This is a genomic window from Mesorhizobium sp. Cs1299R1N1, from assembly GCF_037179655.1.
Classification (GTDB): Bacteria; Pseudomonadota; Alphaproteobacteria; order Rhizobiales; family Rhizobiaceae; genus Mesorhizobium; species Mesorhizobium salmacidum.
In genome coordinates, this window is sequence record NZ_JAPYKR010000008.1 from 274,519 (window position 1) to 289,616 (window position 15,098).

A 15,098-nucleotide genomic window follows, 5' to 3' on the forward strand; every position below is an offset into this window, starting at 1 on the left:
ACCAATCGACAGCCGGCACTTTAATTCTTTATTTCCCAAACTGGCATACCAATTGGGAGAGGCTTTTTATCTTCATGGATATCGCGGAATGTCCAACGCGCGAAACACAGCCGCCAGGGCGGGTGAAAACTCAGATTTGCCACCGTCGAGCGAGAAAAAATTGAGATTGCTGTCCTTGATCACCAATTTGCTGCGCAAGAGGAGCGGCAATCTAGCGGCTTCACAGACCGGCGTGATCTACGGGGATGACGATTTTGCCGGCTCGCCTGCTAGACTACGGCTCCTCGATCCACTGGAACTGGACTACTTTCCTCATGACAACGAGATATTCCAAGACCAGGATGAGAATACCGCTGAAACAATCCACAGCATTCATGCCGAGCTCGCCGAACTGCAGGCCAGCGTGGCCGAACTGATGCAATCTTCAAGCAACGGACAAGCTAAAATTGCAAGCCAAGCCTATGCCGGACGGGGATTTCCGAAGGGTGCTTCCACGGACTACGGCACGATTGAGGAACCGCATGCGGCCTCCCGTTGGGAGCATATCCGTCGCTGACCAGATGTAAGTCAGATCCCGGACTGAGACCTCGCCCTGACCGGCGTCTTCCCGATGAGGGTGACGCCGGCATCTCGGTCGAGGGATATCCTGTAACCCGATATTAAGCATATCCGCGCATGGATGTTGGCGATATGCGCACGATGATTTTAGTGCGGTGGAGACGAGACTATGGCGACCTCCATGGGCGGCATTTCACGCGATCGATCTGCCGCCAGGCGAGCGCAGGTCGATACCTCGGTGGATTTGCTCGGCCTTGCCGATACGCTAATCCGCCGGCGCTGGATCGTTCTTTCGTTCACGCTGACCTTCGTCGCATTGGGACTGTTGGCGTTGTTCCTGATTTCGCCGCGGTACACAGCGACGTCGCGCATCCTTATCGATCCGCGTGAGCAGCGGGTCATGCAGAACGAGGTGGTGCAGCAAGGCTTCGGCTCCGACATGGCGCTGGTGGAAAGCCAGATCGAGGTGATCACCTCGGAAGCGGTGCTCAAGCGGGTTGTCCAGAGCAGCGGCCTTGCCACGGATCCCGAATTCATATCCGCCATCAAAAGCGGGCAAGATCCCTCAGTCATTGCGCTTGAAGCGCTGGCGCAAGCGACCAAGGTCGTGCGGCCCGAAAACACTTACGTGCTTCAGATCAGCGTCACCAGCAAAGAAGCCATCAAGTCGGCTCGTCTCGCGAACGCCGTGGCTGCCGCTTATTTGGGCTATCAGGCCGAAACAACTTCCGGCACCGCACGCGACGCCAGCACGTCGATCCGTGACCGCCTCGCACAATTGCAAAGCGAGTTGAATAGCTCGGAGGAAGAGGTCGAGGCCTTCAAGCGCGACCACAATGTTTCGGAGTCGGACGGACGATTGCTCGGCGATCGCGAACTGACGGACCTTTCGGCTCGCCAGTCGGCTAGTGCTGCGCGAGTCAACGAAACAAAGGCCCGGTTCGAGGTTATGCAGGCCGCGCTGAAGACGCGCGGAGATGTCAGCACGGTCATCACCGGCACCGACAGCGCCATGGTCGACCTGCGCACCCAGCTTGGCGAGGCGCAGCGAAACCTGGCCGAACTCCAGCAGATCCTTGGACCGCGTCATCCTCGCGTCACGGCTGCCGAAGGGCAGGTTATGCAAGCTCGCGCGACAATCCGTGCGGAAAGTGAGCGGCTGGTGCAAGCCGCGCAAGACGACTATCGCGCAGCTGTTGACACGCTGAACAAGGTCACCGGAGACCTTAATGCCGCCAAGACAGCTTCCTTCGATACCAACCAGGATCTGATCAAGCTGCGTGAACTTGAGCGCAAGGCGCAGTCGAGCAAGGTCGTCTACGAGGCGTTTATGGTCCGCGCCAAGGAAACCGCCGAGCAGGAAAATATTTCGCCGCCCAATGCCCGTATCATCGCTGAAGCGGCGGTTCCAAGTTCGTCCTCGTATCCACCTAAGTTGCCGCTGCTTATCGCCGCCGGACTGTTGGGATTGTTCATAGGCGTCTTTGCCGCGATATTGCGGGATCTGGCTGCCGGCGCGCTCGCCGCGCGTCCTCAGGCTCAGCCTTTGGAACCTGCCAAGGCGGGCATCACCGGCGGGCTTGTAACAGTCGTCTCCATCCATGATCCCGCCCTTGCCCGTCAGGCCGCGTTCGAGTTGGCGCGAGACGCAATGGCGGCCGACCAGAAGGTCATTTTCATCGATGTCGCGTCTGATGCACCTTCCGACATAGCCGGACTTGCAGAACTAGCAATTGGTGAATCCCCGGTCGCGAAAGCGATCCGGATCGGCCGTAAATCGGGCCTTCAGATGCTCAACGCCGGGCGCAAGGATACCGTCGCGCGCCTGTCGCCCGGAAAAGTGGAAGCGGTCCTTGGCGCGATAATTCAGGAATATGACCACATCGTTGTCAATGGAGGGACACTCGAGGCCAGCCCCGGTCCCATGGCCGATGTGATTGCCGGATATTCCAGCCGGTCGGTGCTGGCGGTGCGGGACGGTGTGTTTGGTCCACGCGAACGCCAGGCTTTAAATGCGTTGGCCGGCGATGGCGACATGGATGTTTCGGTGGTGTCGGTTGAGAAGGACGTGGCTATCGATCAGGCCGCATGAAGTTCCCCTGGCCAAGAAATTGCGTCGCGGCGAAAGGCATTCATCGGTCCGACGCGGCCACTGAAAGTCAATGACAATGGGATCAATAGAGTATCGGCTGAACGTGGCTGATTTCCCTCTAAAGGTGCAAGGCGACGCTGCGTCCTGGCGGCAGTTGGTCGATCCGCTCATTCTGCTGGCCACGGTACTTTTATTCTCCCTATCAAACTATGCGCTCGACTTTCTCGGCATCCCGTATGATTCATCGAGCGGATCGATCGTCACCAAGATCCATCCGGCAACCTACACATTTGGCCTGGCGCTGGTCCTGGCGGTGCTCGCCAATCGAAACCCGGTCGGCTACGCGGTCTCCCTTCTCGTTCGTTGCGCCGGATCGACCAGCCTGCTCGCCGCTTGCCTGCTGCTCTGGTACTTCATCTCCCGTTACAAGCCCGATCAATCCGCCTCCTTCCTGATCGACGCGCTGATGGTCGCGGCCGTTATTACCATGCTGTTTTGCGACTCGGGCGAGAAGCTGCGGCTTTATGCTGCCCGTTGCCTTCACATGCTGATGGTCCTCAATTGCCTGATTGCGATCACCGAAGGCTTGACGTCGTGGCGACTGTTTCCCTTCCTCATTGAGGATCGGGTCCAGACCTGGGATCATCGGGCCACGGCTTTGCTTGGCCACCCGCTTGCCGGTGCGCTGGTCACTGGCGTCTACGCGGTGATCCTGATGACTGTGAAAGATGTTCGCGGGCTGAGCCCGCGCTGGCGCCTGCCCATCATACTCCTGTGCATGGCGACGATGCCGCTTCTCGGCGCCCGAACCTCGTTTGCTGTTGTCTATGGCGTGGCGGCGGTGATGGGCCTGCTCTTCATTTTGAAGCTGATGCGCGGCGGCGCGATTTCAGTGCGCGCATTGCTCGCCATTCTCGTTCTTGCACCGCTTGGCGTCGTCGCTGTCGCGGCAATGTACCAATTCGGCTATTTCGACAATTTCCTCGCGCGTTTTACCAATGACAGCGGCAGTGCGGCGACTCGCATTCAGTTGTTTCGCCTGTTCGACAATTTCGGGCTGCGCGAACTGCTCATCGGATTCAGTCAGGACGAACTGGAGACGAGTGTACGTATAAACGGCCTCAGCGAGGGTATCGAGAACGCGTGGGCTGGCCACCTGTTGCGCTATGGTCTGGTCTTCTCGTCGGTTCTGTGGCTGGGCATCTTGAGCTGGTTCATCGAGATGCTGCGGGTCGGCGGCCGTGGCGCGATCCTGCCGCTCTTTTTCGCATTGCTGATCAACTCCACCAGCGTCGGCATAAGCGCCAAGACGACGATGCTGACCATGCCGGCCGTGCTGATAATGGCCCTTGTGGCAAGGACCAGGGCAATTCCAGGAAGAGCAATTCCAGGAAAGGTGTGAGCGGTTTCCGTCCGGAATTGCTTACGGAACCACTTATCAGGAGCCGGTCGCAGCGGCCGGGCGGCGAGGGGAGCGCGCCAACCCCTCTGAGCGAAGCAGTCCGAGCCTCGCTCGCGGCGTTGTTCGGCATAGGCTGGACAATTCGGCGCCGAGCTGTCTCGTCCGCTTGATCCGACGACCTGCCATTGCTGGACCCAGCCCGTCGCGCATGGCAGGTGATCGGATAAATCGTGAGCGATTGCGGGTGCCGAGAATGGGCCGAGCTGATTAAGCTAGCCAGACCTCGATGCTCCGGACGGAGCGCTCATCACCGTTGGTGCGGCGGCGGATGTGCGCATCCTTCGTCGCAGCCGGCGCTGGGCGACTTGATAATGCTCGACGTCGATGTCAGGTCATCAACGCGGATCCAACCCCGCGCGGATCCGATCAGGCTGGCTAGAGACCGCCAGCGAGATGGTGATAGAGCGCGATGATGACCTCGTTCTGTTTCCAGATCATCAGCACGCCGCTCAGGGCCATCAGCACTACGACGGCTGTCCGGAATTGGCGTCCGCTCATCCGCCCAAGCCATGGCTGCGCGGCGACCGTGGAGAGCGCCGCGCCTATCCCGGTCGCCAGGCCAAAGGCAAGGGCGTGCCCGCCGAACGCGCCAAGGTCGGCAAACACTGCAATCTTGATCACATCGGTCGCGAAGGAGTTCACCGACTTCGTCGCTACCAAGGTCTCCTTGCTGGAACCATAGTTCAGGTAAAGTGAGTTCAGCACCGGGCCCACCGTGCCCATCAGCGCCGAAAGCAGGGATACAATCAGCCCGGCGGGCAAGAACCACCAGCGCCGTGCCTGATAGCTGCGCGCGCGCGCGCCGCCTCGGAACTCCCACACCGCGCCTATCAGATAGAGGCCGATGAATATCTGCAGCCAATCGGCGCGCGCGCTGGCGAACAGCCAAGCGCCCGCTGCCGCCCCGATGATGGCTCCGGGCAAATACCAGCGCACGATATGCCAATCGACGTCGCGGCGAAACGCCAGGATCCGCGCCGGATTTCCCATCAACTCGGTGATCGTGATCACCGGAGCGACGGCGGCGCTGCCCGTGAGGAAGGTCACTGCCGGGATCAGCATCAGACCGCCGCCGCCTGCCGACAGCGTATTGAGGGTCCAGGCCATAAAGCCCGCGCCGCAGAGCAATATCAATTGGAACCAGTCCATCGGGCAGAGAACGTGCCGCGCGCCTGGCCGGTTCCGGTCAGCGGTTGCGAGTGACGATCAGTCTCCGGGCGGTGCAGTCCGCTTGGGACCCGAGAGCGGCACTCGCTGATGATGGGTGGCGGTGTCGCCTTGCGTGTTCGCCAGGCGACAAGGCTGTTACCGGGCGTGGGCCGATGGTGCCGTCTTACCCTGAGTCACCGACGGCGGGGTCCTGAGTGAGGCACCGGTCTGCGTATCAGTGGCCGGTACGGTATGCTCGTCGCCCGACAGCGGACTGCCCTGGCCCGGCACGGCGTCGGCTGTCGGTGCACTGTTGTTTATGCCGTTCATGAACGGCTGGCTCGAGGTCGTCAGGCCCCCGGCCGACGTAGCGGTGAACAGGTGATCGGCTGCCGACGCGGGGCCGGCAAGCAGCGAAAACGCCGCAATGACGATGAGAGTTCGCATGATGGATACTCCGATGCCTGCTGTCCGATGCCGGCCTTGCGGTGGCAGGGACGGCCGTCCCTTCATGGTCCCAACGCCGCGCTTCTCGCTGCGTTCCCGAAGATTTCGTTTCGACGCAAAGAAATGTCTTTTGACTGAGACACACCGGCGTCCGGCTGCAATCAGTAGCAGCGGTGCGCCAATTCTGGCCCGAGCGCGGCTGCTGCAGGCCGATCAGATCATCAAAAACGCGTTCCATGGGATTTCTCTCCTCCGGGCGATTCCCGTATAGATCGGGGCCTAGCGAAGTCGAGTTGTGTAGATATGCTGTAAATCGGCCGATTTTCGGCCGTTCCTGGAAACCCTGTATAGCTTGAGAATGTTGGCTCCCCAGGATCGACGAAGCTGAGAAATTCGAATTCGCGATTCCCTTACGCCAGAATGCGCCCTCGGTGACGAAGATGCGCAAACGTGATCGTGACCGCGCAGAAGCCCTACGCCTTGCTGGCGGGCCAAAGCCGACGCTGAGAGACCGAGCTGCGGCCCTCGCTCGCGAGCGTGGCGAGGTGCGAACGGCTGAACTGACAGCAATCGGCATTCCCCGCTGCTACCTAGCCCGGATGTGCGATGAGGGCTTGCTCATCAAAGTCGGTTATGGAGTATATCGCGCCGCCAAACGTGATGCTGCTTGACGGTCAGAGCCAGCGGCGAACCTCGGCCTTGTAGCGGCGGTAGTCGTCGCCGAACTTCGCTTCGAGATAACGCTCCTCGCGGGCGATCACCTGCGTCTGGATCGCGATCAGCACCAACGGGAGCAAGGCGAAGGCGATCGGCCCGTCGAGGCCGATGGCAAGGCCGCTATAGATAAGCGCCATGCCGAGATACATGGGATTGCGGGTCCACTGATAGGGACCGGTCGTTGCTACGAGGGTCGTTGGCTGCGACGGGGGAACGTTGGTGCCCAGCCGCCGGAACAGCCCCGCCGCTGCAAGCATTATCGCCGCGCCGGCAGCGAACAGCAGAGCGCCCGTCGCCGCCAGCAACCGCCAGTCGATGCCGAAAGAGCGCAGGGGACGAACCGCTCCACCGCCAGCCCCAACAGCAGCGCTCCCAGATAGACGAAGGGCGGAGGGAAGCGCAAACCCGCGCTGTCCGGTTCGACGGCCATGCTCCTCTCCAATCTCTGCTCTCAAACCAGCATCGACTGCTGGGCGAAGATACCCGCCATCGCGCCGTGCGATGATGCCAGGGTGACCGATGGCGGCGTAAGGGGGTTGGCGAGGTCGCCGGCGGCGTAGATGCCGGGCGTGCTGGTTTCGCGGCGCTCGTCGACCTTGAGGATGATGCCGAGTGGCGTATCGATCGTGGCGAGGCCCAGCGATTCATGGAGGTTTGCGGACGGCTTGTTGCGCGGATGCGCGAACAGGATGTCGACCGCGACATTTGGGCCGGTATCGAGCTTGACGGTGGCGTTATGGCCCCCGTGATGCGCGATCTCGATGATCCGGCCATCGACGACAGGTGTGTTGCGGCGCGTCAGATCGGCCCGGATATCGGGCGGAATGTCATGACCATCGGCGAAGACCGTCAACCTGTCGGTCCAATCGTGGAACAGCCTGACCTGATTGTGCGACTGCCGGCCGGACCAGACGAGGCCCCAATGCTGGCCGGCGACTTCAAAGCCGTCGCAATAGGGGCAGGGCACGATGGACTTGCCCCAGCCTTCGGCAAAGCCCGCAACATCAGGCATCTGGTCGATGACGCCATAGCTCAGGATCAGGCGGCGCGCCCGGAGGGTTTCGCCATCCTCAGTAGCGACCGCGAAATCGTCGATGGCGCCGGAGACGCTGTCGGCCCGGGCATTGACCAGCCTGACCGTGGGATAACGCGCCAGTTGCCGCCGCGCCTCGGCCAGGATGTCCAGCGGTGGCTTGTGATCGTGGCCGAGCAGGCCATGCGAGTGGCCGGCGAAGCGGTTGCGCGGCTGGCCGGTATCGAGAACGGTGACCTTGCGGCGGGCACGGCCGAGCTGCAGGGCGCCGGCGAGACCGGCAAAGCTGCCGCCGATGATGATGACGTCATCCATGGTGATGGGCTCCGTGTTGTGGATGAAGCGCTGGGCCCAGGGCACAACGACTTGCATTTCAGATACTATATGGTATCATAATGCAGGAATTAGGATACTGTCAAGGACTGGAATTGTCGTGACTGAAAACAGCCGGGGCCGGCGCGGCCGGCCCGCCAACGAGGCGCTTGGCCAAACGATCATCGACGCCGCGAGCGAACTCTTTGTTGAATTGGGTTTTCAAGCGACGACATTGGACAAGGTCGCCCAGCGAGCGAAGATATCCAAGCTCAGCATCTATCGGCACTTCGAGAACAAGGAGGCGCTGTTCAGCGCGGCCATCGCGGCCGGCTGCCATCAGTTTGCACAGGCTCTTTTTGAGGGCGTCGACGGTTCAGCCGAAGATCAGCTCATGGCGGTGGGATCATCCCTGCTTCGCACCCTGATGAGGCCGGACGTCAGCAATGTCGAAGCCATGATCATGGCCGACAAGACCAATCAAAAGTCGTTAAGCAAGCTCCATTACGAAGCCCGCCCCGCCCATATCATCGCCGAAATCGAGGCCCTGTTGCGTCAGTTACACGCGAAGGCGGTTCTGAACGTGCCCGATCCTCTCCGGTCCGCCCGCTTGTTCGCCGCGCTTTTCAAAGGATCCGATCTCTTGATTATCGCACGCTTCGATCAGGCGAGAGCAGAGGACGACAACGAAATCGAATCCTATTGCCGATCGGCCGTCGCCATGTTCATCGCCGCCCATGGTGGCAACGACTACGCGGGCGGATAGCCTAGACGAGGATCCTCGATGTTCTGACACTCTGGAAGCAGGACTTATCGAGATCGAAGAGTATGGGAGAAATTGCACGCTGGCACGCAGCATCGCGCCATGGCGTAGAAGAGGCGGTGGCTCCCCGGGCCAGACAAGTTCGACAAATCGAACCGGGTATCACAAGGCCAGAAAAGCCTTTATTTCCAGTCGCTTGGTGGGACCTCTTCCTCAAAGCGTCAGCCGCCTCGGTGTATCTCAAGGGGTAGCAGCGGTGTATCTCTCAGTCAAGCTCGGTTTTGCCACTCTCCAAGCAACAATGTATAGCCAGTCAGGTCTCTTGATGGTGCCTGAACAACCCCTATGATGGCGCTCGCTGGTCCCTCCAGCGTAGGGGAGGCCACCACAGCATGACGCCGCAAACCTTCATCGCCAAGTGGCAGAACTCTCAGTTGAAGGAGCGGGCAGCTGCGCAGGAACATTTCCTCGATCTTTGCCATATGCTCGGGGAACCCACGCCCGCCGACGCCGACCCAACAGGCTTGGACTACGGATTTGAGGTAGGCGCTTCTAAGACCATGGGCGGCAAAGGGTTCGCTGACGTCTTCAAGCGAAACCACTTCGGATGGGAATACAAGGGTACCAAGGCCAACCTCGACACCGCGTTTCTACAGCTTCAACGTTACGCCGTAGCATTGGACAACCCGCCTCTGCTCATCGTTTCGGACATTGGCACCACGATCCGTATCCATACCAACTGGACTAACTCCGTTTCTAAGACCTACACGATCGCCATTTCCGATCTTGGCGACGGCGAAAAACGCGGTTGGCTGAAGTCTGCCCTGTCTGATCCCGAGGCTCTGCGCCCAAAAAAGACCCGCCAACAGCTGACTGAAGAGGTTGCTGCGGAGTTCGCACAACTCGCCCGTTCTCTACAGGATCGCGGCCATGTGCCGGAACAAGTGGCCCATTTCATCAACAGACTGGTCTTCTGCATGTTCGCGGAGGATGTGAAGCTCCTTCCCGAGACGATCTTCACCCGGATGCTGGAACAGGCGCTGGACGATCCGACCGAGTTCGAACGCTTTGCCCGTGAATTGTTTGTGGCGATGAGGTCCGGTGGTCGGGTCGGCTTCGAGAAGGTAGCGTGGTTCAACGGTGGCTTGTTCGACGACGACTTAGCTTTTGCCCTGACCAAGCAAGAAATCAAGCTGGTCCACCGGGCAGCCTCGCAGTATTGGGGAGACATCGACCCTTCCATTCTCGGCACGCTGTTCGAACGCGGTCTTGACCCGGATAAGCGCAGCCAGCTGGGCGCGCACTACACCGACCGTGACAAGATCATGATGATCATCAACCCAGTGATAGTTGATCCGCTAACAGCCGAATGGCAGAAGGCCAAGGCCGAAATCTCGGGGCTGATGGCGAAGGCGGCATCATCGAAGGGCAGCATCGCAACACGGGCCTACAACCAAGCCCAAGGTGTCTTGGAGCGACACCTAAAGCGGCTTGCGGAGTACCGGGTGCTGGACCCTGCGTGCGGTTCAGGAAACTTCCTCTACCTCGCTCTGAGGGAGCTGAAGGACCTCGAACATAGGGCTCAGGTGGAGGCCGAAGCGATGGGGCTGCCGCGCCGGTTTCCGCAGATTGGTCCCGAGGTTGTCAAGGGCATCGAGCTAAATCCCTATGCGGCGGAGCTTGCCCGCGTCTCGGTTTGGATTGGCGAGATACAGTGGATGCTCAAGAATGGCTTCGCCGCCAGCCAGAACCCGGTCTTGAAGCCACTCAACAACATCGAGTGCCGGGATGCCCTGCTCACGTGGGTTCCTGGTGACGCTGACGACAGGGGACAATGGATCGAAGCCAAGTGGCCCGAGGTTGATGCAATCATAGGAAACCCACCTTTCCTCGGCGGGAAGATCATGCGCTCGGAATTGGGAGACAGCGCCGTGGCCAGCCTGTTCGCAACCTATCGTGGTCGCGTTCCGCCCGAGGCTGACCTTGTCGTCTACTGGGTAGAGAAAGCCGCAACCGCAATTCGACGAAGGCCATCGACCCGAGCTGGGCTTGTTACGACGAACTCCATACGCGGCGGAGCGAACCGCAGGGTCATGGAAGCCATCGCGGAGAACATGAGCATCATCTCGGCATGGGATGATGAACCTTGGACAGTGGATGGTGCGGCAGTCAGGGTTTCGTTGGTCGTGTTCGGATCGCTGTACGAGCATGAGGTTCCGCATCTAGACGGACGGCCTGTTGCCAAGATCAACTCAGACCTCACTGCCACCGATTTCGATTTGACCAAGGCACGCCGTCTCGCGGAGAACGCTGGAGTTGCCTTCCAAGGGCCTGTGAAGATCGGCTCCTTCGAAATCAGTGGAGATTTTGCACGTAAGCTATTGACCCTGCCTACCAACCCAGACGGCTCTCGAACGCTGACGTAATCCGCCCATGGGTGAACGGAATTGATATTGTCCGGCGACGACGGGATATGTGGATAGTCGACTTCCACGAACGGGCCGAGGCAGATGCCTCTGTCTACGAGGGTCCATTCGAACACATCCGAGCTATCGTCAAGCCATCTCGTGATAGCAATCGTAGGGATCGTAGACGGCTAAACTGGTGGATGCATGGGGAAACCGTGCCGGGGCTGAAGGGACGCATGGCCGGGCTTAATCGAGCGATTGTCACGCCCCGTGTTTCGAAGCACCGCGTATTCGTATGGATTTCGTCTGACACCTTGCCGGACAGCGCGGTTGTCGCCATTGCCCGCGACGATGACACCACATTCGGCATTCTCCATTCGCGTTTCCACGAGTTGTGGTCGCTGCGAATGGGCACATGGCTTGGGGTTGGGAATGACCCTCGTTACACGCCCACGAGCACGTTCGAAACGTTCCCGTTCCCCGAGGGATTGGCGCCCCAAAAGCCTGCTGACCAACACCCCATAAGCGCAGTTGCCATATCGGCGGCCGCCAAACGGCTCAACGAGTTGCGCGAGAATTGGCTGAACCCGGCTGATCTTGTGAGAAGAGAGCCGGAAGTTGTCCTCGGCTACCCCGACCGAATTGTTCCAGTCGATGACAATGCCGCCGTGATACTCAGCAAGCGCACTCTAACGAACCTCTACAACGAACGACCAGCATGGCTTCAGCACGCTCACAACGCGCTGGATGACGCTGTGGCGGCGGCCTATGGGTGGCCCGCCAACTTGTCCGACGAGGAGGTTCTGTCCCGCCTGTTCGCGCTCAATCAAGAGCGGGCTTCCGCTCAGGTCGCAACTCTGACCAAACATTGACGGGGGTCACGCGGGGAGGGGCCGCAACAAGCGGGCAACTGGCAGGCTGGAGTGCTGGATTAGAAGTTCACAAGCCAGTTCAACGTCGCGACCGATGTGACGCAGGACACGACCTCTCGACCTCGGATAGGCATGCAACTCTGTCGCGCCGATGCCGCTTCCCCATTGTTTGTGCGTTCCTGACGACATCTTGTGAACCAGTTTTGCAGTTTGTACACGCTTGAACTCTGCCTTGGTTTCCGCCTGGGGATCGTCGCGGATAACCATCTCGACAGCGAGCGCGGCCGCGACGACGCGACGGGGGTCTACCTTCGCCTTGCGTAGCCTCGCCCAGGCCGCTCGCGTACGATCGTCAGGAGATAACCCGCGAAGCCTGAACGCCTCCACATGAGGCCCTGCGGCCCTGTACAATGTCTCCACGCGCTCGATTGCGTTTGTGACCCATACGTTGTCCGCGTTCGCCTCCAGCCAAACGTGAGCAGCCTTGCGATAGGGTGTGATCTCCTTGGCCGTGTAGGATGGTTTGTACGCGCTGCCGTGACGGGCAAGGTGGTCAGAATGCGAGCGGCAGAACCGAGTATCCAGACCATCCGTGGTGCCCGCACGAGCAGGCTTTCCGCAGCCCAAGACACGGCAGCGTGTGAACATATGGCTTGGGTCAGCCGCTCGGGCTTTGACCTCGCTCTTGCGCTCTCGCTTCTTCGTCCAATTCGTCAATCTCGGGTCCCTCTTAGGTGTGCCGTGGGTTTCCCCTTAAGGGAACAAGCAGTGGGGTGAAGGGCTACCTGAGTGAGATGGAGGGGTAGCCTAACATGCAGATGAAGTTTGATAGGACCAAGTACAGGGACGAAGTCCCATCCCTTAGCCTTCAACCGTAACGGTGCCCTCAACATGGACATGGGCCTTGAACACATTGAGCATGACTTCCTTAGTCTCCAACACCTTGGAGGATGGAACCATCACTGCGTCATGGATCGGCAGAGCGACAATCCCCTCGGCGCGAAGGCTAAGGAGAACGTCTACAAGAATGCTGCTCTCAATGAACTGAGCGTCGTGGCCAAGACCCTTGTGGAATTGATCCTTGATTAATGGGTGCTTGGCTTCGATGGCGTCGACCACCTCGCCGATCTTGTCGGTCTTGCGAAACAGCGTCTTGGTGCCCTTGGGGAAGCGGTCTGGCCGGGCCTCAGCGAATATCATGGCGCTCATCACCTTCTTGATGCCATCTCTATGCTGGTTGTATCCGGCCATCGAATAGAGGTCGCCGGTGGCCGGGAGGTGGCCTGCCATGCCGTAGAGGATGCGGGCGCCCACTTGACCATAGTCCAGCTCCACGGCCTTCTCTCCCCCGATCTTGAGCCCTTGCCGTCGCTCGTGCTTCCGTAGCTGCTGCCAGAAACCTCCGAACATTCTGCCGCCACTGTCGAACCGCGCCTGGGTGAAGATGCGACGTAAGCGCCTGTCTCGGATGTCGAAAGCCGTGTGTGGCCCCAGAATGCCCAGAGGATCATACCTGAGGTCGGCCGCCGCCAGCCACTGGTTGATCTTCTCAAGCTCGTGGCGGTAACGCTCTGTGGTAGGGGTGTCGGCGTATTGCTCCAGTCCCCCTTCATCCCAATAGTTGTCAGGGTCCTTCACTCGCTTGAGGACAACTGTTTCGCCGTGGGGATGTTCGTCGAGGTCGTCAGTCTGGATGTCGCCGTCATCCATTCGCTTCAGCAAAGTCGGCCCCGGTCGGATAACCGTCGATTTCGAAGCGCCAGGTATCGGAGCGGCCTTGTCCTGACGCACGTAGCCCAGTTCGGGCTTGGCGAGCAGGTCCAGAATGCGTGGAAATACCTTGCTGTAGGCTCGCGGGCGATATCGGCTCCTCGTTCCCAAGACCCGATTGGACCGGGTGACATAGATGTCGAGCGGGTATTCGACGAGATGATGATGCATCAGGTCAGACAGGATGGCATCCACCGTCAGGTCGAAGGTTTCTTGGTCTACGACCCGACGCTTGTTCCTCGTCAACCCTGCATGCTGCTCGTAGTTCAGGAGCAACCTGATGGCTTCCGCCACGATGCCCTTGGTGCCGTCTGACGAAGCGAACCGATACGCATTGAACGGACGATCGCGTTCGTCATCTTCGTCATCTGAGGTCGCGGAAAGCGGGGCGATCTGGTCCAACTACAATCTTCCAATTCTTCAAAATGGCCACCCCGCGCCCACGGCCACACAGAGGGCCACGGGCGGGCGTGAGGTCGGGCTGAGGTGGGAGGCTCGGCAGCGTCTCGCGGGGTGTCAGAGCGCACCTACGGCTGCCTGTCACTGGTTGCCGAGCCAGCGAGATATCGCAAGTCAGGCGGCAACGACAAGGGCAAAAGCGCGCGGTCTGTGCCTCTCCCCGGCGAAATGATAGGCTGGGCTTTGACCTCGTCTGCCACGGCAACTCGGCGGGGTCTGTCTTGTGAGGCCGGGGGGCATTCACTGTGGAGCCCGAAGACCTGAAGTCCCGCATCGAGATTGCGCTGGCAGGCGACCGCCTGAGCCAATGGCAAAGGCATTTCCTCGTCGATATTCACGTCCGTCTGCAGAAGTACGGCTCCAACACGCGGCTGACCGACAAGCAGCGCGCCAAGCTATTAGAGGCCATCGGTTACGCCCCACCAATGAGCCAGGCACCGCCCCAGCCACGCCCTATCGGCTCTCGGTCCAGCCCGTGGAGGCCGCGCCGCCGCCGACGGAGCCCACTTGCGCGGGAGGCTCGATATCTGGCCCGTCGATTTGTCAGAACCTTTGGGATCGCTCTGGCAGTCATCGTCGGAGGCCTCATCTACTCTTACCTTACCGGAACCCGCCACATGCCTTCTTCAAGCGGTTGGGCCGTGGGGTCGCCAGAGACGGAAACCACCACCACGCCGTTGACGAGGAGCCAGTTCACCATCACGGACGGTGACACTATTCGCCTCAGCGGTGCCGCGAAGGGTACTCGGCTGGTCGGCTTCAATGCGCCCGAAAGCATCGAGCCAAGGTGCGCCTCTGAGGGAGACCTTGGGCGTCGAGCGAAGGCGCGCCTCAAAGAGCTGGTGGCCACTGCCAAGTTGGAACTGAAGATGGTTCCGTGTTCTTGCCCGCCGGGTACCGAGGGCACGGACAAGTGCAACTACGGGCGAAGCTGCGGCTCTCTCTTTGCCGATGGCCGCGATGTTGGCGACGTATTGGTGTCAGAGGGGTTGGCTGTACCGTTTGTATGCTTCTCCACAAGCTGTCCGCCGACGCCACGCCCTTGGTGCAGATAGG

Annotated in this window: 12 protein-coding genes and 1 pseudogene; 8 read left to right on the forward strand and 5 right to left on the reverse strand. The window is 60.1% G+C overall.

The annotated features are described in order from the left end of the window. The first annotated feature begins 88 nt into the window (after positions 1-88). From O7A70_RS19555 to O7A70_RS19565, 3 genes are all read left to right on the forward strand, one after another. On the forward strand, positions 89-556 hold the full coding sequence (locus O7A70_RS19555; RefSeq protein ID WP_337141836.1) for a hypothetical protein: 468 nt from the start codon (positions 89-91) through the stop codon (positions 554-556). 171 nt (positions 557-727) lie between these two features. Then, a complete protein-coding gene (locus O7A70_RS19560; protein ID WP_337141837.1) occupies positions 728-2,650 on the forward strand; it encodes a GumC family protein in 1,923 nt (640 codons plus the stop codon). A 103-nt stretch (positions 2,651-2,753) separates the two neighbouring features. Next, entirely contained in the window at positions 2,754-4,052 is a 1,299-nt protein-coding gene (locus tag O7A70_RS19565; RefSeq protein WP_337141838.1) for a VpsF family polysaccharide biosynthesis protein, read from the forward strand. A 435-nt stretch (positions 4,053-4,487) separates the two neighbouring features. Here the strand turns inward: O7A70_RS19565 and O7A70_RS19570 are convergent, their stop codons facing one another. Together O7A70_RS19570 and O7A70_RS19575 are read right to left on the reverse strand one after the other, a co-directional pair. Next, entirely contained in the window at positions 4,488-5,261 is a 774-nt protein-coding gene (locus O7A70_RS19570; RefSeq protein ID WP_337141839.1) for a sulfite exporter TauE/SafE family protein, read from the reverse strand. 156 nt (positions 5,262-5,417) lie between these two features. After that, entirely contained in the window at positions 5,418-5,708 is a 291-nt protein-coding gene (locus O7A70_RS19575) for a hypothetical protein (RefSeq protein ID WP_337141840.1), read from the reverse strand. 440 nt (positions 5,709-6,148) lie between these two features. Here O7A70_RS19575 and O7A70_RS19580 point away from each other — a divergent pair, with 440 nt between their 5' ends. Beyond that, positions 6,149-6,379 carry a type IV toxin-antitoxin system AbiEi family antitoxin domain-containing protein gene (locus O7A70_RS19580; RefSeq protein ID WP_140761456.1) on the forward strand — a complete coding sequence of 77 codons (231 nt, stop codon included), beginning with the start codon at positions 6,149-6,151 and terminating at the stop codon, positions 6,377-6,379. A gap of 3 nt (positions 6,380-6,382) precedes the next feature. Here O7A70_RS19580 and O7A70_RS19585 read toward each other — a convergent pair. Then, positions 6,383-6,855: pseudogene (locus tag O7A70_RS19585) on the reverse strand (methyltransferase family protein). Positions 6,856-6,876: 21 nt separating this feature from the next. After that, complete coding sequence (locus tag O7A70_RS19590; protein WP_337141841.1) at positions 6,877-7,773, reverse strand: NAD(P)/FAD-dependent oxidoreductase; 897 nt, start codon at positions 7,771-7,773, stop codon at positions 6,877-6,879. A gap of 118 nt (positions 7,774-7,891) precedes the next feature. Between O7A70_RS19590 and O7A70_RS19595 the strand changes: the two genes are divergently transcribed. From O7A70_RS19595 to O7A70_RS19605, 3 genes are all read left to right on the forward strand, one after another. After that, positions 7,892-8,536, forward strand: a complete 645-nt coding sequence (locus tag O7A70_RS19595; RefSeq protein WP_337141842.1) for a TetR/AcrR family transcriptional regulator — start codon at positions 7,892-7,894, stop codon at positions 8,534-8,536. 389 nt (positions 8,537-8,925) lie between these two features. Next, positions 8,926-10,959: a class I SAM-dependent DNA methyltransferase gene (locus O7A70_RS19600; protein ID WP_337141843.1), complete on the forward strand. Its 2,034-nt coding sequence runs from the start codon at positions 8,926-8,928 to the stop codon at positions 10,957-10,959. Between the two features lie 182 nt (positions 10,960-11,141). Further along, on the forward strand, positions 11,142-11,813 hold the full coding sequence (locus O7A70_RS19605; protein WP_337141845.1) for a type IIL restriction-modification enzyme MmeI: 672 nt from the start codon (positions 11,142-11,144) through the stop codon (positions 11,811-11,813). Between the two features lie 861 nt (positions 11,814-12,674). On the opposite strand, the gene O7A70_RS19610 is transcribed toward O7A70_RS19605, so the two are convergent. Then, positions 12,675-13,985, reverse strand: a complete 1,311-nt coding sequence (locus O7A70_RS19610) for a hypothetical protein (protein ID WP_337141846.1) — start codon at positions 13,983-13,985, stop codon at positions 12,675-12,677. Positions 13,986-14,287: 302 nt separating this feature from the next. Here O7A70_RS19610 and O7A70_RS34205 point away from each other — a divergent pair, with 302 nt between their 5' ends. Then, positions 14,288-15,097, forward strand: a complete 810-nt coding sequence (locus O7A70_RS34205) for a thermonuclease family protein (RefSeq protein WP_442921194.1) — start codon at positions 14,288-14,290, stop codon at positions 15,095-15,097. Position 15,098 lies beyond the last annotated feature (1 nt).